We start from the raw sequence: 22,989 nt of genomic DNA, 5'->3' as shown, positions 1-22,989 counted from the left end.
GCCGTCAATATCGACAAAGGTGGGGGAGGCGTTTAACCCCACATTGGTGAGGTTGAAGGGGTTTGTTTGGGGGGCGGCAAAGACTGGGGCGCTAGCGGTGCCGGTATTCTGGTAGTAGCGCGTGTTGCCGTCCCGTGCCCCAACGAAGGCATCTAAATCGCCGTCGCCGTCAATATCGACAAAGGTGGGGGAGGCGTTTAACCCCACATTGGTGAGGTTGAAGGGGTTTGTTTGGGGGGCGGTAAAAGTTTTGGGTATGTTATCGGCGATTTGCAGTACGGCAGTTTTAGTCTTCGTTACGTTGTATCCTGTGCCAGCAGTGAGGGTGATTTGTACGGTTTCGCTGGGATCGCTGACGTTATCTAAGACGGGAATGACGTTAATATTGGCTGTGGTTTGCCCTGTGAGGATGGTGACGCTACCCGATAAGGCGGTGTAGTCGCTGCCCGGTGTGGCTTTACCGCTGACGGTGTAGTTGATGGTGGTGTTGGCGGTGGCGGCGGCTGAGAGGGTGACGACGAAGTTGCCGTTGACGGGGGCAATGGGTTCGGCTTCGCTGGGTCTGGTGCCGGGGGCAATGCTGACACCGGGAAGCAAATCTTGGTAGTAGCGCGTGTTGCCGTCCCGTGCCCCAACAAAGGCATCTAAATCGCCGTCGCCGTCAATATCGACAAAGGTGGGGGAGGCGTAACTCCCCACATCGGTGAGGTTGAAGGGGTTATTTTGGGGGGCGGCAAAGGCTGGGGTGCTAGCGTTGCCGGTATTCCGGTAGTAGAAAGTGTTGCCGTCACTTCTCCCAACAAAGGCATCTAAATCGCCGTCGCCGTCAATATCGACAAAGGTGGGGGAGGCGTTATTCCCCACATCGGTGAGGTTGAAGGGGCTTGTTTGGGGGGCGGCAAAGACTGGGGCGCTAGCGGTGCCGGTATTCCGGTAGTAGTAAGTGTTGCCGTCATTACTCCCAACGAAGGCATCTAAATCGCCGTCGCCGTCAATATCGACTAAGGTGGGAGAGGTGTAAGTCCCCACAGCGTTGAGGTTGAAGGGGTTTGTTTGGGGGGGGGCAAAGGCGGGCATAGTTTTTTAAGGGGTAGGGGGTCAGGGGGATTTGGGCTATTACCCTGAGTTTTGGATACTTTCAGAGCGGCTTGATTTTAGGTTGTTTGAATTTTTGGTGCGGCTATTCCCGCAGGGGGATGACATTTTTTTTATATTGTTCTATAATAGAGGGTTAAGTTTAAATGTGTCAACCCCTAGCTCGGTTTGGTTTTGAAAACCGAGCTAGGGGTAAGGGTTAAGGAGAGGCATCGCGCCCAAGTGAAGTAATACTTTAGCTGTTTGAAGCTTTAGTAAAACCGAGAGACTTCTGTAACAGTTTAACGGCGATGCGCGAAGAGCCTATTCCGGTTAAATAGGGGCGCAGATGCCGATTAAGGAAGGAGAGCATTGGCTCGTTGTCTGCCGCCACTGAAAAAGTGCAATTCTCTATCTCACTGTCGATTTGCAGTTTAATTGATGCGGCTAACAGGGATATTCCTCGACCTAATTTTTGATACTTTTTTCGCACCAATAAGCTGGAGTAGCGAATAGTATTTGGGGCGACGCGGTGGGTGATCATCCAGCCGATGACTTCTCCATTATGGCACAATCCTAAACTATTGAGCGGTTCGATTCTGGATTCGTCGCTAAAGGGATTCAATGGGTTTGGATATTCCCCTTGTTGGAGAATGGCTTGGCGCTCCTGGGCGGTTAATTCGCTCCAGGGAAAAACGGTAAATGAATCGGGTAAGGGGTATTTGTGCAGCCAAGGGGCTTCGGCAATTTTTTTGGTTGTGGTTTGGGCTAATAAAAAGGTGGTTTGAGGGGGGAGCCAGCCTTTGTTTTTTAATAGGGGTTCGAGGGCTAGTGCTGTTAATTCACTGCTTTTGTAGGAGATTTCGACTCGCTGACAACCGACTTTTTTCAGTTCTTTTTCCAAATTCCCGATCAGGGTTGTGCCGATGCTTTGATGGCGATGGTTGGGAACGACGTAGCAGGAGATGATGCTGGCAGATAAGGATGGCTGGTTCTGGGATTCGGGAAGGATTTCTGCGATCGCCATTCCTACCATTTGATGGGAAATGGTGGCAGAAATTCCTACAATTTCGCCCCGTTTAGTTTGGGTTTGCCAGCGTTTTTGCAGGCTGGGGAAGGTGAAGGCATCGTAGGCGGAAATATTGTCGGCTGTGAGGTTGTAAACAGCTTGGTATTTGACGGGATAGCGCGTTTCTTCTGGTTGACGCGGTGGGTTTAGCAAGGTTGGTTTTCCAGAAGTCAGGCTTTCAAGAACTGTTCTCACTTCGGTATTGTCGGGTTTGAGGCGCAGCACTTTTCTCAAATAACCTTCAGCTATGGCAGTTTCTCCGTGGGAGGCGTGCAACTTTCCGAGGTTAAGATAGGCGAGATAGAAATTCGGATCGAGGCGTAGTGTTTCTTCATATCCAGCTTTTGCTGCTGCGATATTCCCTTGCAATAGGTAAGCGCTGGCGAGATTGCAGCGGGTGGCTGCTTGATTGGGATTAATCTCGATGGCGCGTTGGAGTAGGGCGATCGCTTCTGGGATTTTTCCCTGTAATTGCAGGAGATTTCCTAAGTTATTGTAGGCAGGGATATAGTTGCGATCGAGGGAAATGGCTTCTCGAAAATAAGCGGCTGCTTCTTCTAATTTTAGTTGTTTTTGTAACTCTCTGCCGCGATCGAAAGCTGCGGCTGCGGTTTCTAATTTTTCTGTGCCAATCACGGCAGGCACGAGGGATTCGCTGACTTTGACAGATGTTTCAGGGGGTTGATGAATGCCGGGTCTGATTGATATAATGCTAGAACCTGGGAAAGTAACTAATCGTTCGATTTCGTCGGTTTGAAATCCTAATGCCATTGGCTGCCGCACTCCGGGCAATACAGCAATGTCAAATAATTCTTTGACGACTTCTTCAAATATCAGCGAGTGGACGATATTGCCTGTGTTTAAATCGACTACCATCAATCCGCATTGAGGTTGTTGCTGTTGGGCGGATAAGCGATCGCTTAATGTCAATCCTTGAAAATTTTCATGTCTGGGTTTGGAGAGTCCGACGATCGCATAGTTGTTATGAAATGCCAACCCTCTGACGAAACCGGGGCAGAAGGCGATCGCCTGAAATTGTCCATTGTCTACATAGCCTAATTCGCCAGTACCGGAGTTGAGTACCCACAGTTTATTCTGGTAAAATCGGGGCGAGTGGGGCATGGTTAAGCCGCTACAAATGATTTCGTTAGAACGGATATCGATAATGCAGCCGCCGCCGCCTCGATGCGATCGCCAACCTGCGGGAATATCGGTTTGGGAACAAGCAGTGACGTAAGCGGGTTCGCCATCTACCATTGCTAAACCGTTGAGGTGACAGCGATCTTCGGCGGCGAGGGAGGAGATAAACGGCGGTTGCCAGATGGGGCGAAAACTGTAGTCGCGATCGCGTGTTGCCAGACAACTAAATTGGGTGTTGACAAATACCCAGTTTTGCGATTTATCTACGATTAGGTCGTGAGTATTTATGTCACCAGTGGTGTAGCCGATGCGGGGAACGTAGAGTTTGTCGTACCCTAAATAATCGCCCACTTCCTCACGGCAAAGATTGTCAAATTGCCAGATTTGATAACAGGTACTCATCACGAGGCTTTCAGGGGTGGCAAATAGTCCCATCGGGCGATCGAATTCGCGATCGAACACTGACAACCTGCCATCGGGTTTCAATCCAATCAAGAATAACCGATTGGTTTGATAGGTGGTGAAGGCGAGGCTGATTTTCTGTGCAGCCAGCCATTGATTGAAGTGTGTTAAGGGGGTAATCTGAATCATAGAACTCATAAATTGACTTTATAGTTAAAGATTTTTGGCGTTGCTTAATCAGGGTATGAAAAAGAACCAGGCAAAAATCCAGAAGCTTTGTGGACAATGGTTTTTATGATTTGCATATTTAGCCGTTCATACCGTAAATCAGCAACGCTGATATAATTATCCCATTGCCTAGTTAGTATCCAGCTTTTATTTGACGAATTTGGCTATGACAGAAACACCAAAATTTTATATTATCAAACGTCCTGCCGGTAATTGCGAAATTTTGCCGTTGGCGCAGCCCTCGCAGAGGATCGCGCAACTCGAAGAACAAAACCCGAATATTATTGAAAAGTGGGGCCCTTACGATTCGGCAGAAGATGCCATCGCCCGTCGCGTCGGATTAATTCGTGCAGGCAAATGTCAACCAACCAAATTTTAGATTTTAGATTTTAGATTTTAGATTGAAGATAAGAAGGACTAAAATTCTGACTACAAACCAGGTTCGTAGTGAGGACTTTAGTCCTTCTTTACTGAAGTTTTTGTGACTAAAAACTACTTGGATTTAGCCGGTGCCACACTCGGTTTGGCCTGCGCCGCCGTCGGCTTAGCTGGCGCTGCATTCGGTTTCGACTCCGCCTTATTGTTCCCTGTTTTACCAGTAACTTGCTTTGTCAAAACTTCCATAGCTTTCGCGTACTGCGGATCTGCCGTCGTAGCAATTTTATCGCGATCGCGCCTCAATTCCTGTTTTTGAGCCTCGGTGAGTTCTACCTTAAAATCCGGTTCAATCCCGGCCTTGTTGATATCAGTGCCGTTGGGAGTAAAATACTTGGCAATTGTCACCGCCAAACCGGCACCATTTCCCACGCCGCGTACTGACTGAACTAAACCTTTACCAAAGGTCTTTGTTCCCACCAAAACCGCGCGTTTGTTGTCTTGCAAAGCACCGGATAGAATCTCGCTAGCACTTGCTGAACCGCCGTCTACCAGTATAACTAACGGTTTGTCTGTGATCGCTCCCTTATTTGCCGTTTGTTTATCAGCCTCACCGACTCGATCGACCGTCGAGACGATCGTACCTTCTTTGAGCCACATTCGAGCAATTTCAATACTTCCGTACAGCAACCCGCCGGGATTGGAACGCAAGTCTAAAATATAGCCCGTCACCTTTTTCTGTTCCAAATCCTTAATTGCCGATCGCATTTCCGATGCAGCATTGGCACTGAACTGATTTAAGCGAATATAGCCGACTTCTCCGATGGGAGTTTTCTGCACCGACTTCCGCACTGGATGAATTTCAATTTTAGCGCGTTTCAGTTTAAAGTCTAATTCCTTGTTTCCCCGCAAAATAGTCAGCGTCACCTCAGTATTCACCTGACCGCGAATCAAACTTACTGCTTGATTCGTATCCATGCCTTCTGTGCTCTTGCCGTCAATCTTAGTAATGATATCTTTTGCCAGAATACCAGCACTAAAAGCAGGGGTATCTTCGATCGGCGAAATCACCACCAACTTCTTAGTTTCCTCATCTTGAGTCAACTGAATCCCAACTCCTGTCAGTTCCCCAGAAGTTTCAACCTGCATATTTCTGAACTCTTGAGGGTCCATAAACCGCGTATAAGGATCATCCAGCTTCTTCAACATTTCCCGAATTGCTTTGTAAGCTTCGTCGTCGCTGGTATAAGTCCGGTTCAAATAATCATTTCGCACCGCTTTCCAGTCAACCTGGTTAAAAGTGCCATCAACATAACTTTTGTCAATAATCTGCCAAACTTCATCAACCAACTCTTTAGGGCTTCCCCGAAAAGAAGCCAGAGATTTAGAACTGCAACCAGTGTTCGCAAGAGTTACAGCAGTGAGTACCACCGCTGCTGCACTTAGAACAAGCCCTCGTTTTGTTATAACCATTTGTCTGACGCGCGGGACGAAAAGAGTTCAGAATAATTACGCTCAATCTAACACAGGCAAGGCCCGGTCGTAGTTGGCGTACATATATTATTCAACTTTGCCGAGTTCTGCGGTGTCAACTTAAGACTGAAACCCTCTATCTCCATGTTTGTATCAAAGTCTCGATCCCCCTAAATCCCCCTTAAGAAGCAGGGCTGTTTCATTCTCGGTAGGGGCAAACCCCCCGTGGTTGCCCCCATGTCCCAAACGCCTGTGAAATCGTCTGTGGGGGGGCGGGCACGGGGGCACCGCCCCTACAAAACCCTGGTTTTTCTGAGAATGAAACAGCCCTGCCTTAAAAAGGGGAGTAGGGGTTTACTTCGATCCCTCTTGTCCCCCCCTTAACAAGGACTTTGAGCGCTCTTGTCCCCCCCTTACTAAGGGGGGTTAGGGGGGATCTCCGGGTTTAAAAACACGCATTAGGGGCGATCGAGAGCAATTAAGGATCGACCCAGCGATCGTCCGATTTAATCAAGTCAATCAATTCTGCCACGCCTCGGTCTTCCGGCACCTTCTTAATTTCTTCCCGGCCCCGGTACAGCGAAATATAACCCGGTTGCTTCCCGACGTAGCCGTAATCAGCATCAGCCATTTCTCCGGGCCCATTGACAATACAGCCCATTACTGCTATGTCCAAACCGGTGAGATGCTTCGTAGCCTCTCTCACTTGGTGTAACACTTCCTCTAAATTAAACAAAGTGCGACCGCAGGAAGGACAAGCGACATACTCAACCATCGTTTTCCGCAGTCCCAAGGCTTGCAGAATGCTGTAGCAGACGGGAATCTCCTTTTCTGGGGCCTCTGTCAGCGAGACGCGGATAGTGTCGCCAATGCCGTCAGCTAACAAAGGTGCGAGGCCTGCGGTGGATTTGATGCGGCCGTATTCGCCGTCTCCTGCTTCCGTGACGCCCAAATGCAGCGGGTAATCCATGCCGAGTTCGTCCATCCGGTGCACCATCAAGCGGTAAGCAGCCACCATCACGGGCGCGCGGGAGGCTTTCAGGGAAATTACAATATTTCGGAAGTCGAGGGATTCACAAATTTTGATGAATTCCAGGGCCGATTCCACCATGCCTTCGGGCGTGTCGCCGTAGGTAAAAAGCATCCGTTCGGCGAGGGAACCGTGATTAACGCCGATTCGCAAAGCTTTGCCTTGGTCGCGCAGGGAAATTACCAGAGGTTCCAGGGTTTCGCGGATTTTTGCGCCAATTTCCGCGAATTCGCTTTCGGTGTATTCGCTTCTGTCGGCTTTCGGCTTCTCGAACACGTACAGTCCGGGATTGATTCTCACTTTGTCTACGTGTTTGGCGACTTCCAGGGCAATTTTCATGCCGTTGTGGTGGACATCGGCGACGAGGGGCACGGGTTGGTAGGTGGCGTGCAGTTTTTGCTTGATTTCGGCTAAAGCTTTGGCGTGGGCCATGCTGGGCACGGTGACGCGGACGATTTCGCAGCCAATCTCGTGCAAGCGCCGAATTCCGGCCACTGAACCGTCGATGTCGAGGGTGTCTTCGTTAATCATCGACTGAACTACGACGGGGTAGCCACCGCCGATGGTGACGCTACCGACTTTGACGGGCCGGGTTTTGCGGCGTTTGATGGTGGTGTCGAAGGTTGGTTGGGTGGTGGGGGTTTTAGTGGGGTTCGGCAGAGTTTGCATAACTGGTTGCTAGAGTTTTGTTACTAAGGTCTATAAAATTCTGTTTCCTATTTTTCAGGTTGCCATAGAAAGGGTCTGTTTGGACAAAGAGGTTTTGGGATTTAGGATTTGGGATAAAAATGCTCGCCTACCTCCCACTCACATGATGTAGGTTGGGTTCGTCGTGTTACGCAGGCATCACCGGGAACGCGAAGATAGGTTAATGAAGATTTTGGCTGCAATTTCTCGTTAGAATATAAGTTAGAATATGACAAAATTATATAAATACTTTGGAGTTTTCAGCAGTTATGCCAGATGAAACGATTAGGATTGTGACCAGCGATATTCCGGGCGAGTCGCCTCAAGTCGTTACTGCTGATGGTGGCAAAAGTCTGGGAATGGGGGGAGCACCTTTCTTGGATATGGAATCACCGTCAAAGTCTTCTAAAACGCCAAAAGTTCCCGATGCCACGGGTGAATTTAGAATTCATAATGTCAGTGTAGAGACATTAGAGCAAGAAATGGCTCATTTGCTGGCAGTTGTCGATCGACTCCTAATCCGCAGTGAAGAGAAGCGCGAGCGCAAGTCTAAGATGGAGTTAGATGAAATTGAGTTATCGGTGGAAATTAACGGTCAGGGGCAAATTAGCATCATCGGTAACGGGGCCGCAGCGGGAGGAAAAGGAGCGATAAAGCTCAAGTTTAAACGGGAACAATCAAAGTGAAATGGCGAAAAATTGGGCTGTTGTCATAGGTATTAATGAATACGAACACCTGCAACGTCCGCTGAAATATGCTAAGCGCGATGCAGAATTAATGCGGGATTTTCTCTGCAATGAGGCGGGATTTGAGAAAGTTTACCATTTCTCGGAAGACTCATCGGAAAAACAGTTGCTGCCTACTAGATCGAACGTGATGCGGTTGTTACACGTTATGTTTGAACAGCCTTTTATGAGTGCGGGAGATAACTTTTGGTTTTTCTTCAGCGGTCACGGGGTTCGTCAAAATGGGTGCGATTATTTGATGCCGACTGACGGTTTTCCCGAAGATATTGCAAATAGTAATATTTCAGTTAATTACATTATCCAACGCTTGCGACGCTGCGGTGCTGATAATATTGTTCTGATTCTGGATGCTTGCCGTGATGAGGGAAAGTCTGTTGAGGGGATTGGCCGTCAAACCGCTGAACAAGCGCGGCAAATGGGAGTCATCAGCATTGCTTCCTGTAGTCCGAATCAGATATCTTATGAAATTGAAGATTTACAACAAGGTGCTTTTACTTCTGCGTTACTAGAAGGATTGGGAACTCAAGGTCAATGTGCGACTGTTGAACGATTGAATCAATATTTAATCCATCGAGTACCCGAACTCAATCGCCAATGTGGGAAACCCAAGCAAACACCTCTCACTATTGCTGAACCTATTGAAAAATCTCACCTAATTCTTTTGCCAAAATACGCTACTTTAGCTGATGTGCTGACGCTAAAGTATGATGCTTCCCAAGCTGAAATCAACAAGAATCTAGATTTAGCAGAACAGTTGTGGATTCGGGTATTAGTTGCATCTCCTGGTGATACGGATGCGATTAAAGCAGTAAAAAGAATTGCTATTTCACAGACACAGCCAACAGCTATACCAGATCAACCGAGTTCGGAAAATCGTGCTAAAACCCAAAAATCCCCTCAACCTGCACCTCCTAATTCTACTCCTATTGAGTCGGATGTTCCCCTCAAGTCAGAACGCGGAGTAGACTACACTAAGTTGCGCGATTTACTGGCAACTCAAGAATGGCAAAAGGCCGATAAGGAAACGGTTAAAAAAATGCTGGAAGCAGCGGGGAAAACAGAGGAGACCTGCCTCAGAATGGAAGATATTGATCGATTTCCCTGTGAAGATTTACGCACCATTGACCGACTTTGGGTAAAATACAGTAATGGACGTTTCGGCTTTTCGGTGCAGAAGCGCATTTATCAAAGTCTGGGGGGAACCAGGGAATTTGATAGTAAAATATGGGAAGCTTTTGGCGATCGGGTGGGATGGCGTGTGAAAGGAGAATGGGGAAAAGATCTAAAATTCAACACAATAGCACCTGAAGCACACCTCCCGTTGTTGGGGGGTTGGGTTTGGTTGTGGGTGGGGGAGGTGTGGGGGCGGAGATGGTTAGGGTTGTTGGGGGGTGTGGTAAATGGTGGGGGAAGTGGTAAGGCAAGGGGGGGGTGGTGGGCATCTCTTCTCTCGCGTCGAGACTTGTAAAGTGTAACATCTAAGCGTTTCAGGATTTCGTGAAGATTTATAACAAAGGCTTGAAGCACGAAACCGCGCCACTTCTACGTTTCCGATACCTGGCACATTCGATTTACCAAATTACTAAAGAGTAGAAACTAGCTATTTTTTGATCGGCTGTAATAATAGCAGCTTGACTTCTTTTGGCAACTGCTACAACCACTCTATCTGCTGGATCTCGGTGTTCCCATTCTAATTTGACACTTTCTAGCCAAATGTCCTCATCAATTGGAACGATCCGAATAACATTAGACTTTTTTAAAGTAGCAATATAGTCATCAATACTTACTCCTAAATCTAACTTATGATTTTTGATCTTGATAGCTATTTCCCAGATGGCCGTTGATGGAACTAAACCATTTTTTTCTTGTTCCATCTGCTGACAAGCATCTTTTGCCGATTGAGAAAGTTTCTCTGGATCTAAACTCCACCAGATGAGAGCGCAGGTATCCAGGACAACTGTCATACTTCCTGCCATTCTTCAGTTGTTGGCGTAGTTAAATCTTCAAAATATTTTACTTTACCCCGCATATCCTTAAATAATTCTTCAGTTGAAAGAGACTTTTCATACTGAGAAATTATCACAAGTGGTTTAGTCCCATCCATCACTAAAATTTCTTCGCCTTCAAGCTCGACAAGTCGCAAAAATTCTAGTAATTGAGCTGTTAATTGACTTTTGTCTATGGTTTTCATAGGACAAGGATTGGTGTTGTGTTCAAACTACATTATATCTCAATACGGTTCACTGAGCAAAGGATGTCATTGCACTACGGGAAAGTAATCGCAGGGACTATGAGGCTTTTGAGTTAAAGGAGGTGCGGGGCGAGCAATGCTTTTTTTCCTGATTAACTTTTACCCAATCGTACCTCATCTTTATGAGAAAAGCTATACTTAATCTATGGTGAAAGCTTTAGAGGCGATTTATCTGCCAGATGCGAATCGATGGATTAATTGGATACAAAGGAGAAATTAACAATGCTATCTGTAGAAAAATGCCCAATTTGCGGCGGTGAAATAGTTGTCAAAGAAGTCGATAAACTTTTACGGGGCGGCAAGCATACTGCTATATTAAAAGTATCCGCTGAAGTTTGCCTAAGCTGTGGAGAACGGTTGTACTCTGTGGAAACAGTTAGGAAATTTGCCAAAATTAGACAGCAATTGCAGCGAGAAGAGACTCAAGAATTTCAAGCGATGGGGCAATCTTTTCGCGTTGGATAAGTTATACAATAAAAAAAATGAAAAACTTAACTCAATTAACCCAGCTTGAATTAGTGATGCTGGAATTAGTAGCTAAAGGTCAAGGAAAGTGGAGTTGGTACGAACTCGCGAATGCACTTTCCCGTCGAGATGTACCGCGAGAACCTGACATGATGGTTGTCTTAAAAAAACTGGCTGCTGATGGCTTGGTTCAGCGATATATAGAAACAGGTTCGCCTCGCGATAGATGGGAATTGACAACTGAGGGGACGATTTTGTTGACAGAGTTAACTGCTTCTGAACTGACTACTTTATGCAAATATGTTGAAGTTTAACTTAGAAACACAATTTGTAGTTTGCATTAACAATCAAGACTATCAAGCATCCTTGGAAGTGCGAAAAATCTACCAAATAATACCGGATAATCGCGCTGCGGAACATCAATTTATCCGAGTTATTGACGAATCCGGCGAAGATTATTTGTATCCAGTCGCATATTTCGTACCCATCGCATTGCCGAAAGCCGTAGAAGCAGTATTTGCATAGACAAAGGTTGTGTAGGGGCGGGTTCACCAACATCTATGTTTATAAACAGCAATCTCAATAAACCCGCCCCGCCCAATATTGTGTTACAATAAATAAACCTGAGTGTTAACATCGCAAATGTATGACAGCTAAAATACACATCAGCAAATTAGGTAATTCCTTGGCTTTGCCAATACCAGACTACATAGTAAAGTTTCTCAACCTTAAAGCCGAAGATTCAGTAATTTGCAGCATAGAAAATGGGAAACTGGTCATAGAGCCTGTAAATAATAAAATATCAAAGTATACCCTAGATGAATTATTGGCAGGCGAAATAGAATCTAGCGAAGAAGTCTCTTGGGGAAAACCAGAAGGAGAGGAAGTTTGGTAAACTATATCCCCGAACGAGGTCATTTTATTCGCCTCAATTTTGATCCTCAATCAGGACACGAACAAATGGGGACTAGGCCTGCACTGGTGGTGAGTCAAACTAAATTTAACCGAAAAATTGGGTTTGTGTTCGTCTGTCCCATTAGCAACACACAACGCAAAAATCCGTTTTATGTTCCCATTCCAGAAGGTGAAGCGATAACAGGTGTAATTATGACGGATCAACTCCGTTATGCAAGATTATCGCGCAAGGCAGGCAAGTTTTCTTAGTGAATGTCGATCGGATATAATTGAGGAAGTTTTGAGGCTAATTCAACCTATTTTGTTTGAGAATATGACGGTTGATGAATAGTTAATCAAATTATAAACTAGATTTGTAGTTGGCATTAAGCATCAAGAGTATCCAGAAATCTCTCTCGCGGATGATGCGATCGCCCCTCCTCCCCAGCAAAACTAAAAAATGTACTGGCAAATCCCTTCACAGACCCAGGCTCAGCAGTTAAATAATCTGAGGTTTTCCATTGGACGATCGCACAAACTCACCCGCCACCGCTGTTAACAACCGCCGACCTCTAATTATCGCAGGAATTCTCCTCGGTATCGGTCAAGCAGGCTTTTTTGACGGCATTGTGCTGCACCAACTCCTCCAGTGGCACCATATGTTTAGCAGCGTTAAAACCGATGCTACCGTTGCCGGTCTAGAATTAAATACCCTCGGAGATGGATTGTTTCACGCTGCGGATTGGTTGGTAACACTAGCGGGAATCTTCTGTTTGTGGAGTGCTGTGAAGCGCAAAGATGTTCCTTTGTCAACTCAAACTTTTTTCGGTTCAATATTAATTGGTGCTGGATTGTTTGACTTTGTTGAAGGCATTGTTGACCATCAAATTTTGGGAATCCACCACGTCAAACCCGGTATCAACGAGTTAGCTTGGGATTTAGGATTTCTCATTCTCGGTCTTATTTTAGCGCTGTTAGGTTGGATGCTGGTACAGAGGGAAGTTCCCGCAGATACTAAAGTTTAAATGAATGGAAGATTGGGAATTATACCAAATCCGGGTTTAAAATCCCCGATGAGACTCGACCGTTTCAACCGTTGAGTCTCTTTTTAACTCATCAGTTCATCCCGCCGACTCCAACCACGCAATCAAATCCTCTTGACTCCTAAAATCCAACAAAGCTTCTCCCAAATCATCTAACTGTTCCCCAGATAATCCCTGGATGCGAGTTTGAACTTCCAGTGTCACCTCACCCACCCGCCGCACTATCTGACGCATAATTAATCCTATTTCCCCTTCAATTTTACCCCTTTCGATTCCTTGTTCGATTCCCTGTTCGATTCCTTGTTGTATTCCCTGTTCAATTCCTTGTTGTATACCAATTTCTATCCCTTTCATCACAGACCCGATTTGGTCTTGGATAAACATTTCTCGTTTGTCTACATCATTCAATTCGTCTAGTGTCAAATTTGCTCGGTTGGCAATTCCCAGCGCGGTATTAATCTCTTCAATAGACCCCAATGTATCTGGTACTGCTTCCAAAGAGGGCGCGTTTTTCATAAAGTAGAGCCATTTTTCCGGCAGAGTTTCGAGTTGGTTCAATTCTTTTTTGAATTTCGGTAACTCGACAAACACTAACTTTAACTCGCAGTTGGGATAGACGAATTTTTCTTCGGTTTCTGTGAATTCAAAGTTAGAGATTAGTTTTTCGGTGTTTTCAAATAAGATAAAGTCGGTAATGGTTAAAGCAATGACCGGATTTAATTTTAAATAACCTTCTCCAGCTTTTAGTTGAGTAGAATAGGTTTTGGCTGCATTGTAGACTACCCGTTTTTCAAAGGCGGCGACGTTGAGTACCTGCATTTCCACAATCACGGTTTTGTTGCCGGTAATCTTGGCTTTGACATCCAGGTAAGTGTCTTTCAATCCTGTAACGCTGCCGGCTGAATAAGGGTCAATGATTTCTATTTCTTGGATTGTTGGTTCTCCGTTATACAGCATTGCATTTAGGAAGCTGATTAAAATTTCTGGATGTTCGGAAGAAGCGAATATTTTTTTGAATGCAAAGTCTGTTTTGGGGCTGATGAAACGCATATATTTTAGAGGATTTTTTTTACCGCAGAGGGCGCAGAGGACGCAGAGGAAGAGAAAAGAGAGGAAGATGGATATTGGCCAATATTGGAAGGGTTGGGTTTTGTTGTCTCAACCCAACCTGTTATCTGAATGCTTTTATCAGCCTGTGGCTTCAGTAGTAGTTGCAGGTGACATAACTAGCTTTCCAGTTATATCCATCGTCGCAAGCTTCAGCACTTCATTAAAAGCTAAACCCCGAATTTTGAGTTCCCACCGAATGCCTTTTGCTTTCATTCGCTTGGCTTTCCGCATATCGACATCAGCAGCTTTTTGATGCAATAGCAAATACTTCATTGCTGCTGTAGCTTCTACTTTTGTGGGAAATGCAATATAGGTGATAAATCCGCCGTCCCAGTGATTGGCGTTGCGGACGCTGCTGATAGTCGCAACTCTCGGACTAAAGCGGTTCCAGTAAAAGTCGCTGTAGCCGATCGACTGTGTATTGACTTGGAGTTTGTTTGCCATTTGACTTAACTCCTATAACCTTGTGCGCGGGGTTAACAGCAGGGCTTTGATTCTGCTATTTATATTATAGCATTGGGAAGTGGGAATTGGGAGCGAATGCTGGCTCTTGTTTTACTTCTCTGACTGCTTCTGTGAAGTCGGGAAAGTAAAATCTCCCCAATATCTTTAGTTCTTTTTTGTCTCGAATACAACGGCCTCAAAAAGCTCTACAAGCTTTAAGTCTGAATAAACCGATAAATACAAATACTTTTCCAGTTTCGACCGATTTCTAGGTAAAAATAAACCTAAGCCTGATAAGTTTTTATACTTAGACCTAATTCTTGAGTCCAGTAATTCCCCATGCTGTTGCACTCTCTGAAGGAGAAAATCATTTAAAAATAACAATAAATCCTTACAAGCTGACGGACTTGCGCCTGATAATTGGGTAAGTTTTTGTAAAAAAATTGCGAAATCAACAAAGGTTTCTCCAGAGCTATGATAAACTACTACAGTATTGTTATTGGAAAAATTGACTTCAGGCCCTAAAATTGAGGAGATAAAAAGTTTTACAGGCACAATATCTGCTTGCAAAATAGAATCAATCACAACATTAACTTTTTCAGGCAAGTAGCGGAAATAATGATTGTTAGTTAATGTCAAACTATGGTACATATTAGGCGGTTCATAATCCATAATCTTTTTAGCTAGCTGGGAACCATCAATGTCTGGATAATCGCTCAAATAACTTAACGATTGCTCATAATAGTAATTGGGCGCTCCCAGTTGGAGTTGAGATGAAAGCGTATACTTAGCAGTATTTTGGAAGGTATGGTGTACTTCAATATTTCCTTTGTTACAATTTTGAAAAAATAATAATTCTAGATTTCCCTTTACAGATTGGTTAAAATTAAATATAACTTGATTGATTTTTTGAAGATTCATCCATCTAATTTCTGAAATATAAGGGGAGGTAGGATGTTCGTCGGGGCTGATTTCCATAAGCGTTCCACTATGACCTAAAAACACAATAGCCCAGCGTTTGGCTTGAAATTGAGATTGTGCCCAAGTCAGATACTCACTCAAGACTTCTGGGCTACTACTATCTGCTGTTTCTAAGTATTGCGTATCAACTTTACCTGGGCTAATGATGCTTCTAGAAACTTGTGCTGCTCCACTAAAGTCTGATTGTACTACGACCAAAACCTTGTCATTTTTTACACCTTTACTTAGCATTTGAATAATTGGTTGTCCGAATATTGAGAGATTATTGTCATAGGGCATCCAGTATAGTAATATCCAGTCATAATGATTTTTGACCGTACTTCCAAGCATATATTGGTCTCCCGAGTAATATATTGTCTCTATTAAAGAACTAATACTTACTGTTATCAATTTGATGGCTTTTCTTCTTTTCACGTTCTCTGCTCGTGGTTGAGGATCGTCAGCTTTTTGGAGACTGTATTTTTGGCTAACTAAAACCTCAATTCATATTCAGCAGTGACGCGATTGTCTCCTTGAAAATTACTGGAACTTCTGAGTAAGAGTTTATCGCTCAATCGATAGCGCACAGTAAATTCTGTCGGTTGATTTGCTGACAAAACTCGAATGATTGAGGCTGAAATATTGCGCGTGATGTCAAACCCAACTTCTAAACCTAAACCGAGAGAACCCGCACCAGAACTGGAACTAGCAGTTTGTGCTTCGTTACCTCTAATCCGAGTGGGAAATAAGCGAAATTCGCTCAATCCTGTGGCGTTGGTAATAGCAGATTGAAGGTTGTTCAATAAACCCGCACCGGCTAAATTTGCGATCGCCAGTGTACTATCTCCCTGTCCCAAAGTCTGCACGAAACTGCCGCCCAATAGGGCTACAATCTCTGTTTCCGATCGACTCGGAGAACTCCTTAACTCCAGACTTTCCGCCAACTGAGAAGCCCTTCCCTGCACTAACGCTTGAACTCGGACACTCCGCACATTGCCGAAACTTGTCGGTTCGTCTGCTATTTCAGAGGCTACAGATGCGCCGGGAGTGCGGAACCGCGTTACCTCCTGCACCGAAGTTGCTAATCTCACATCCAGCGTCGGATCGAGTCCTTGTGTTGGTATAAAGGTAGCAGTCTGCGCGTATCCTCGATCGAGTCTAAACTGCGTTGTAAACAAATTCACCGACCCGGAAGTCAACCGAATCGTACCCTCCGGGCGAAGGTCATCTAAAGTTCCATTCACCGTCAAGCCCCCAGTCGCCTGAAAACTCAATATCGGCGCACTCGTTACCCGAATTCCCCGGCCCAAATTCAGCCGCAAATCGTTCAATCCAACTTCAAAGGAAGGGGAAGGGGAAGGGGAAGGGGAAGTCGCAGCAGAAGGGGAATCAGAAACCTCAGTCGCAGGGGAAGCAGAAGATGTGGAATCAGAATCAGAAGCAGAAGAGGAAGAAGCTAACTCAGTTCTGCCGCCGCCGGGACTTCGGAGAAATACTTCACCGTTGTACAGTTCAATATTACCGCTCAACTGCGGACGCCTAGCCGTGCCCCTTGCCTGCACTTGACCGACTACGCCGCCACTGTACAATCCTCTGAGGTTCACTGCCAACTTGTCTAAATTTACAGCCAAAGGATTATCCGCATCGACATCGCCCTCCGCAAACGGCACAGACAACGGAATCACGCCCTGGGCGACAACTTCTCCCTGACTCAACTGTCCCCGAATTCCTTCTACCCGAATACGATCGCCCTCAAAGCGCACCGTCCCAGTTAGCCCTGTCAGCGGTTCTGGGAAGGCTTGCGCGCGGACGGTTGCATTTTCAAAATTCGCAATTCCTTGCGCTACAGGATCTTGCAGCGTCCCTCCCACGCGAATTTGCACCTGTCCCTGGCCGCTGACCCACGCAACTTGCGGAGTCAATACATTAATAATTGCCAAACCTTCATTTTGCAAATTCGCCCTCAAATCGATTTGATCGCTGTCAGGTTTCACGGCTGCAAACGGCAACTCAAAAGGCAAACTTCCTTGCACCTCAATCGGTTCGGTTTGAGTTACCAAAGCGCTGCCGCCAAAATTCAGGCGGGCATTGCTATAACTGAAACTGCCGTCGGCTTGTTTAATCGGTTCTCCGTTTAGCGTGCCCTCAAGCAAACTCAATTCTCCGGTGGCTTGCGGGTTTTCCAAACTGCCGGCTAAATTCGCCCGCAAATTCAAATTTCCTGTGACATCCACAAAAGGCAATTCCACCAGTTTGGCTAACTCTTCCACCGGCACATTTTCTACCCGCAACTGCCCGGATTGAGCTTTTTGGCCGAGTTGTCCAGAAAAGCCGATCGCACTTTTTCCCGATCGAATTTCCAAAGGCAAAACAGTTAAGATTCCGTCCTGAAAACTGCCTTCAAGGCTGAACGTTTCAGCAACATATTCTCCCCACTGCCAGTTATCACCTTTCACGTTAAATTGAGCTTGCACACCCGTTTGCAAAGAACCGGCGACAGCAATTTCCGCCCCAAAAGTGCCCTGCAATTGGGATAAAGGAGGCAATTTTTCTGATGCTTCCACTGCTTGCTGCTGCTGCAAAAGTATTTCAATTTCTGCCAAACGGCGCAACTGTTCGATTAGCGGCGCTTCGGGTTCTCCCACTGCTACAGTTTGCACGTCGCCACTGTCACCGTAAACGGGAGGTTTTATACCTCTAGCCAAGTCCCCTAAATTGAAATATTGCAAAGCGGTTAAAACCTGCTGCAAATTGCCTTGCTGGACGTTAACTTTTCCGGCAAATTGCGGATTTGCGCCTGTTTGAACATTGCCGGAAATTAAGTATTGACCGCTGCCTTGGCGGAATATGCCATTTGTGAGAGTGGCGCTGCCGTTAGCGTAACTGAATTCGGCTTGGAAACTGTCACCTTTAATGTAGCCGATCGCCGGTTGGGCGATCGCAATTTGTCCGCTTGCTTGCAAAGTCGCCGGATTTAACGGCATCTTCCAACCGGGCACATTTACTTGTCCCGAAACCGTACCAGTTATCGGCCCCAAACCGGCCTCTTTACCGGGTGATAGATTCAAAGCAGCGAGGGGAAAATCGCTTAAATTAACTCGCAAAGTTTCTCCCTCGGTTTGGCCGCTAGCCACAGATTCCCCGCGTTGAAGTAAGAAAGATGTCGGCAGAAAAGATTGATTTAAAGCTACTTGAATTTTGTCGCTGGCGCCGGCCAAACGCAAATCTACACTTTTCCCAGCATCCGCATTCACACTCCCCGCCAGTACCGGATCAAAAGCGATTTGATTTACTGCTAAATCCCGCACTTCCACGTCGCCAACTAAGCTGAGGGCGCTGAGGGTTCCGGTGAGGCTGCCGGTAAAATCTACATTGCCGCGCAGGGGAAGATTATTCTCTGAAGGATTTTTGAGACCAATTGGTCTCAAAAATGCTAGTTGTTCTGCTGGTAAAGCTTCCAGATTAAAGTTGGCAAGTTTGACATCCAAATCTAAGTTGGAAATTGAGGGCACTCGTTTACCTTCGAGTTCGACGTTAACAAAGCCGTTTGCTGTCAAACCGGGAGTTGTGGCGTTCTCAATTTCCACCCGTTTGCCGTCCCAATTAAATACTGCCTCAAAAGGTTGTTTCAAAAACGGCAATTCCGAGATGCGGAAACTGCCACCGGCGCGAACATTTTGTAGGGGCGGTGCCCCCGTGCCCGCCGCAATCGGGCCGGATAAATTGATATTGCCGTTAAACAGTCCTGCAAGCTGGGGGAGATTTTGGGCACCAGATACTACATCTCCGGTTTGCAAGCTTTGTCGCTGCGACTCAAAGGCTTGCTGGAAGCGACTTAGAGCAATTTGCTCGCCCTGTATTGACGCGCGCCAATTCCCCGATGCGGCGCGGCCTTTAGCATTGACAATTCCTCCGCCGTTGGCGAGTCGAATTTGTCCGTCGCCGTTGGCGGTGATGCCCTTGGCGGTTAGATTATCTACTGTTCCCAAAATGCGGACTTGGCCGTCGAGGGTTCCGTTAATTTCTGGCGGTAAATCCGCTGTCAGCAAACCTGTTTGTTTGAGGGTTTGTTCTAAATTACTGACGGCAATTCCGTTGGTTTCCAGCAATGCTTGCAAGTTGCCGTTTTCCAATTTTGCCGTAGTATCGATCGCCCCGAGTCGATCGACCAAAATCACTCCTTCTCCGCTACCACTAATTCCCTTGGCTGTCAAGTTATCCAAACTGCCCGCTGCTTGGAATTGGCCGTTAACTCTGCCGTCAATCGATTTTAGATTTTGGATTTTGGATTTTAGATTGTTGATGTTGGCAGTTTGCTGACTTCCGGGATTAAATGCTGAAGCTACATCTAAAATAGGTATTCCCAAATCTAGTGCTAAGCGGCTGAGAATAACTCGATCGGCATCGGCGAAAGCTTGCCAGCGTCTGTCTTCTAATTTACCTCTAAAAGCAACAGCACCGTCGGCAATATTGAGTTGGCCGCTGCTGTTGACAGAAATATCGGCGGCGGTTGAATTATCAAGATTGCCGCTGGCTTGAATTTGATTGGATATTTGTCCGTCAATCGATTTTAGATTTTGGATTTTGGATTTTAGATTGTTGATATTGGCGACTGTTTGGGGATTGTCAGCAGTGAAAGCTAAGCCAACATCTAAAATCGGCAATCCTAAATCTACCAAGCGGCTGATGGAAGTGCGATCGGTTTCTGCTGTTCCCTGCCAGTTTCCGGCTACCAATTCTCCTTTAAAAATAACATCACTGCCGGCAAGATTGAGTCTGCCGCTGCCGATGGCATTGATGCTGCTAGCCGTCAAATTGTCAAGACTTCCCGATGCTGTAATTTGACTCGATAGCAGTCCGTCAATCGATTTTAGATTTTGGATTTTGGATTTGAGATTGTTGAGATTGGCTGATTGCTGATTTTCGGGATTGAATGCTGAAGCCACATCTAAAATCGGCAGTGTCAAATCTACCAAGCGACTGATGGAAGTGCGATCGGTTTCTGCTGTTGCTTGCCAGTTTCCCGCTACCAATTCTCCGTTTAAATTCACATTGCTGTCGGCAAAATTGAGCCTACCGTTGCCAGTAACATTGATTCCGCCCGCAGTCAAATCGTCAACCTTTCCCGCAACTTGAAATTCACCTGCTAGCTGTCCGCCTAACGATTTTATATTTTCGATTTTGGATTTTAGATTGTCTAGATTTGCGGTCGTTTCCCGTGTTAAAAACGGCAAGCCAATATCAATCAATTGATTGACAGCTACTTTTTCTGTGTTGCCAAAAACTTGCCAACGACCAGATTCTAGTTCGCCATTAACATCAACAATACTGTCAGCAATATTCAGCGTTCCTTTGCCCGTCGCAGCGATCGCATTTAAACTCAAATCGTCCAGAGTTCCTGCTGCTTCGACGGTTCCGCTGAACAAACCCGCTAGTTCAGGAGGCAAATTAAGGTCTGGCAGGGCTTGCTGCAAAATGTTGAGATCCACGCGATCGCCCTCGATCATAGCTTGCCATTGACGGTCTTTTAGCGCAGCATCCACGTTAACAGAAGCGTCGCCAATTTTCACAACCGTATTTTGCAAATCCGCCGAATTTCCTCCGGCTCGAATTTCGCCCGCAGCGGGGAAAGTCCCTTGCGGTGCTTGCCATTGAACTCTAGCTTGAATGTTGTCTAACGGGCCGAAAATTTGAGCTTTTGCGGACACACTGCCAATTGTAACAGTACCAGGAATCGGGAGAGCGTAAACTTGGGCGAGATTATCTGCGGGCAAGTTTTCAGCTTGCAAGTCAAACACCAAACCAGATGGAGAATTCTTACTTTTTAAAGCAATATCAACTTGACCTTTGCCGCCAAGTTTACCCCCCGCCGCCGGCACTACCAAAATATCGCTCAAAGTCAAAGCTAAAGAGGAAAAAGGGCGAATAGAAGATTTAGGATTGGGATTTGGGGTTTGAGCCATTCTCCCGCGTTCCAATTTGAAATTAGTGCTAATATTGTTTAATTGCAGTCGATCGACCGTAGCAGGTTTTGTCGAGGCGATCGTACCTGTGAGCACCGGCAGATCAACGGTTCCAGTTAGCTTGGCATCCGCCTTCACCTCCCCGGCAAAAGCAACGGGCAATACTACTTTCTTTCCTAACTCTGTCTCCACCGCACTGACAACACTTGCAAAAGCGACTGGTTGCACGCTAGTTGTCAGATTGAAGCTAGCGTTCTCCAAATTAAAATTAGTTCCAGTTGCAACTGTTCCTGCTATTCTCAGCGGAATTAGACCGTAATTAGCCGCCAGACTATCGACAATAAAATTAGTTCCCTGAAACCGCAACTGACCGCTGCTATTTTGTATGATTTGTTTCAGTGGAGCAATACTCGCTTGCACTCCTCCAAAACTAGCCGTTCCGGTAATTCCCGATACTTTATTCTCTCGCACTTGCACGGTCAAATTGCCATTAGCAAGACCTCTTTGTAAAGAAATGCTGGAAAGTCTTAGCAAGCGAGCGAGGTCGGGCAAAGGCAAATTTTGACCTTGTAACTGCAGGTTAGTTAGAGCTGCAGGTAACATAGAATCAGCTTTAAGTATAAAATTATCGCTGTTAGTAAACTGACCGTTTACTTCGTATAGAACGCGCTGATTTTGGTCGCGAAATAGAGCACTGCCATTTTTCAGATTTACAGAAATAGGAGCCGAAGTTGTCTGTCCGAGTGCGGGACGCGGCACCAAAACTGCGGCGGCATTTTCAGCTCTAATTGCTTCAACTTCAGTTTTAAATAAACCCGGAGATTTCCGCTCTGCTGTGGGAAGATTAACCCAGCGGCCTTTAGCATCCTGTTCGATATAAGCGTTGGGTTTAACTAAGGTAATATCTAATTTGAGAGTGCGGGTGAACAGCAGTTGCAAAACCGAAAACTGCACTTTAACTGCTTCTGTAGAAACGTTATCGGGATCGGTAGGAGTTGCAGGTAAAGTCGATCGGCCAAACCGCAAACTTGTCAGAGAAAATCCCTCCAAACGTCCGAGTTGCACGGGCCGCTTCAGCAACTGACTGACTTCAGTTTCCACCAAAGGAGCTAACTTTTCCCGCACCCACTGGTATCCTACCGCCGCGCCAACCAAGGCGAGAATGCCCAATCCCGTACCGCTAAGCAGCAGCAGACGCCACCAGCGGCGGTGGGGACGGGGTGCGAGTTGATTTTTGTTATCGTCCGAGTTAGTCATGGGTGTTTCTCAGAAATCAGAGAATTCAGGAATTAAGGGAATCAGCCGATTTTAGACAGGTATAATTTCTGCGATCCGCCAGCGTGGCTTCTGCCTTTGGTAGACTCACAAGTGAGATCGGAAGTGCCGATCGGGCGTAAGCGTTGCCCGCCCCTACGGGGGCTACGCCAACGCAGAGGATCGAATTTCAAGATTCACGTCCCACTCCGGGGCAGAGTCCAATAACCTTTACTAAACTTAATCAAAACACGCAACACCACCTAATACCAAGTCCTCCAACTCCCCTAAATCCTCTCGATCCCGCTAGTGCAGGCTCGGTGGTCAATCTAAAATCTAAAATCTAAAATCTAAAATCTAAACACGTCCCCCTCCAGGGTA

General features: G+C 46.1%; 19 protein-coding genes. 9 read left to right on the top strand and 10 right to left on the bottom strand.

Annotation, left to right across the window (positions count from 1 at the left end; genetic code table 11):
• A partial coding sequence (locus tag QUB35_RS20590; protein WP_333143619.1) for an FG-GAP-like repeat-containing protein occupies positions 1–1,077 on the bottom strand: 1,077 nt, incomplete at its 3' end.
• Positions 1,078–1,330: 253 nt separating this feature from the next.
• Positions 1,331–3,883, bottom strand: a complete 2,553-nt coding sequence (locus tag QUB35_RS20585) for a TIGR03032 family protein (RefSeq protein WP_333143618.1) — start codon at positions 3,881–3,883, stop codon at positions 1,331–1,333.
• A 196-nt stretch (positions 3,884–4,079) separates the two neighbouring features.
• Here QUB35_RS20585 and QUB35_RS20580 point away from each other — a divergent pair, with 196 nt between their 5' ends.
• Positions 4,080–4,292: a DDE transposase family protein gene (locus QUB35_RS20580; RefSeq protein ID WP_333143617.1), complete on the top strand. Its 213-nt coding sequence runs from the start codon at positions 4,080–4,082 to the stop codon at positions 4,290–4,292.
• Between the two features lie 113 nt (positions 4,293–4,405).
• Here QUB35_RS20580 and ctpC read toward each other — a convergent pair whose 3' ends face one another.
• Positions 4,406–5,761 (bottom strand): carboxyl-terminal processing protease CtpC, encoded by a 1,356-nt coding sequence (gene ctpC, locus QUB35_RS20575; protein WP_333143616.1) that lies wholly within the window; start codon positions 5,759–5,761, stop codon positions 4,406–4,408.
• Positions 5,762–6,239: 478 nt separating this feature from the next.
• Positions 6,240–7,460 carry a (E)-4-hydroxy-3-methylbut-2-enyl-diphosphate synthase gene (gene ispG / locus QUB35_RS20570; protein ID WP_333143615.1) on the bottom strand — a complete coding sequence of 407 codons (1,221 nt, stop codon included), beginning with the start codon at positions 7,458–7,460 and terminating at the stop codon, positions 6,240–6,242.
• 287 nt (positions 7,461–7,747) lie between these two features.
• On the opposite strand from ispG, the gene QUB35_RS20565 reads away from it, so the two are divergent.
• On the top strand, positions 7,748–8,164 hold the full coding sequence (locus QUB35_RS20565) for a Pepco domain-containing protein (RefSeq protein ID WP_333143614.1): 417 nt from the start codon (positions 7,748–7,750) through the stop codon (positions 8,162–8,164).
• Between the two features lies 1 nt (position 8,165).
• Entirely contained in the window at positions 8,166–9,692 is a 1,527-nt protein-coding gene (locus tag QUB35_RS20560; protein ID WP_333143613.1) for a GUN4 domain-containing protein, read from the top strand.
• Positions 9,693–9,795: 103 nt separating this feature from the next.
• Here the strand turns inward: QUB35_RS20560 and QUB35_RS20555 are convergent, their stop codons facing one another.
• Together QUB35_RS20555 and QUB35_RS20550 are read right to left on the bottom strand one after the other, a co-directional pair.
• The gene (locus QUB35_RS20555) at positions 9,796–10,188 is read right to left on the bottom strand and encodes a type II toxin-antitoxin system VapC family toxin (RefSeq protein WP_333143612.1); all 393 of its coding nucleotides are present in this window, start codon (positions 10,186–10,188) and stop codon (positions 9,796–9,798) included.
• Positions 10,185–10,415 (bottom strand): prevent-host-death protein, encoded by a 231-nt coding sequence (locus QUB35_RS20550; protein WP_333143611.1) that lies wholly within the window; start codon positions 10,413–10,415, stop codon positions 10,185–10,187. Before QUB35_RS20550 ends, QUB35_RS20555 begins: the two co-directional genes overlap by 4 nt.
• Before the next feature lie 282 nt (positions 10,416–10,697).
• On the opposite strand from QUB35_RS20550, the gene QUB35_RS20545 reads away from it, so the two are divergent.
• The 6 genes from QUB35_RS20545 to QUB35_RS20520 all read left to right on the top strand — a co-directional run bounded on the left by QUB35_RS20545 (position 10,698) and on the right by QUB35_RS20520 (position 12,859).
• Positions 10,698–10,940: a YgiT-type zinc finger protein gene (locus QUB35_RS20545; protein WP_333143610.1), complete on the top strand. Its 243-nt coding sequence runs from the start codon at positions 10,698–10,700 to the stop codon at positions 10,938–10,940.
• 17 nt (positions 10,941–10,957) lie between these two features.
• A complete protein-coding gene (locus QUB35_RS20540) occupies positions 10,958–11,254 on the top strand; it encodes a hypothetical protein (RefSeq protein ID WP_333143609.1) in 297 nt (98 codons plus the stop codon).
• Positions 11,241–11,465 carry a hypothetical protein gene (locus tag QUB35_RS20535; RefSeq protein WP_333143608.1) on the top strand — a complete coding sequence of 75 codons (225 nt, stop codon included), beginning with the start codon at positions 11,241–11,243 and terminating at the stop codon, positions 11,463–11,465. Before QUB35_RS20540 ends, QUB35_RS20535 begins: the two co-directional genes overlap by 14 nt.
• 121 nt (positions 11,466–11,586) lie before the next feature.
• A complete protein-coding gene (locus QUB35_RS20530) occupies positions 11,587–11,835 on the top strand; it encodes an AbrB/MazE/SpoVT family DNA-binding domain-containing protein (RefSeq protein WP_015174616.1) in 249 nt (82 codons plus the stop codon).
• Positions 11,829–12,104: a type II toxin-antitoxin system PemK/MazF family toxin gene (locus QUB35_RS20525; RefSeq protein ID WP_333143607.1), complete on the top strand. Its 276-nt coding sequence runs from the start codon at positions 11,829–11,831 to the stop codon at positions 12,102–12,104. The genes QUB35_RS20530 and QUB35_RS20525 overlap by 7 nt, the downstream gene beginning before the upstream one ends.
• 251 nt (positions 12,105–12,355) lie before the next feature.
• The gene (locus QUB35_RS20520) at positions 12,356–12,859 is read left to right on the top strand and encodes a DUF2243 domain-containing protein (protein WP_333143606.1); all 504 of its coding nucleotides are present in this window, start codon (positions 12,356–12,358) and stop codon (positions 12,857–12,859) included.
• Between the two features lie 96 nt (positions 12,860–12,955).
• Here QUB35_RS20520 and QUB35_RS20515 read toward each other — a convergent pair whose 3' ends face one another.
• The 4 genes from QUB35_RS20515 to QUB35_RS20500 all read right to left on the bottom strand — a co-directional run bounded on the left by QUB35_RS20515 (position 12,956) and on the right by QUB35_RS20500 (position 22,611).
• On the bottom strand, positions 12,956–13,927 hold the full coding sequence (locus QUB35_RS20515) for an Rpn family recombination-promoting nuclease/putative transposase (RefSeq protein ID WP_333143605.1): 972 nt from the start codon (positions 13,925–13,927) through the stop codon (positions 12,956–12,958).
• 138 nt (positions 13,928–14,065) lie between these two features.
• Positions 14,066–14,431 carry a hypothetical protein gene (locus QUB35_RS20510; RefSeq protein ID WP_172192314.1) on the bottom strand — a complete coding sequence of 122 codons (366 nt, stop codon included), beginning with the start codon at positions 14,429–14,431 and terminating at the stop codon, positions 14,066–14,068.
• A gap of 165 nt (positions 14,432–14,596) precedes the next feature.
• Entirely contained in the window at positions 14,597–15,742 is a 1,146-nt protein-coding gene (locus tag QUB35_RS20505) for a clostripain-related cysteine peptidase (protein ID WP_333143604.1), read from the bottom strand.
• Between the two features lie 140 nt (positions 15,743–15,882).
• A complete protein-coding gene (locus QUB35_RS20500) occupies positions 15,883–22,611 on the bottom strand; it encodes a translocation/assembly module TamB domain-containing protein (RefSeq protein WP_333143603.1) in 6,729 nt (2,242 codons plus the stop codon).
• Between the last annotated feature and the right edge of the window lie 378 nt (positions 22,612–22,989).

It is taken from the genome of Microcoleus sp. B13-B6 (assembly GCF_036705405.1).
Lineage (GTDB): Bacteria > Cyanobacteriota > Cyanobacteriia > Cyanobacteriales > Microcoleaceae > Microcoleus.
This window is presented reverse-complemented; position numbering and strand designations above follow the sequence as displayed.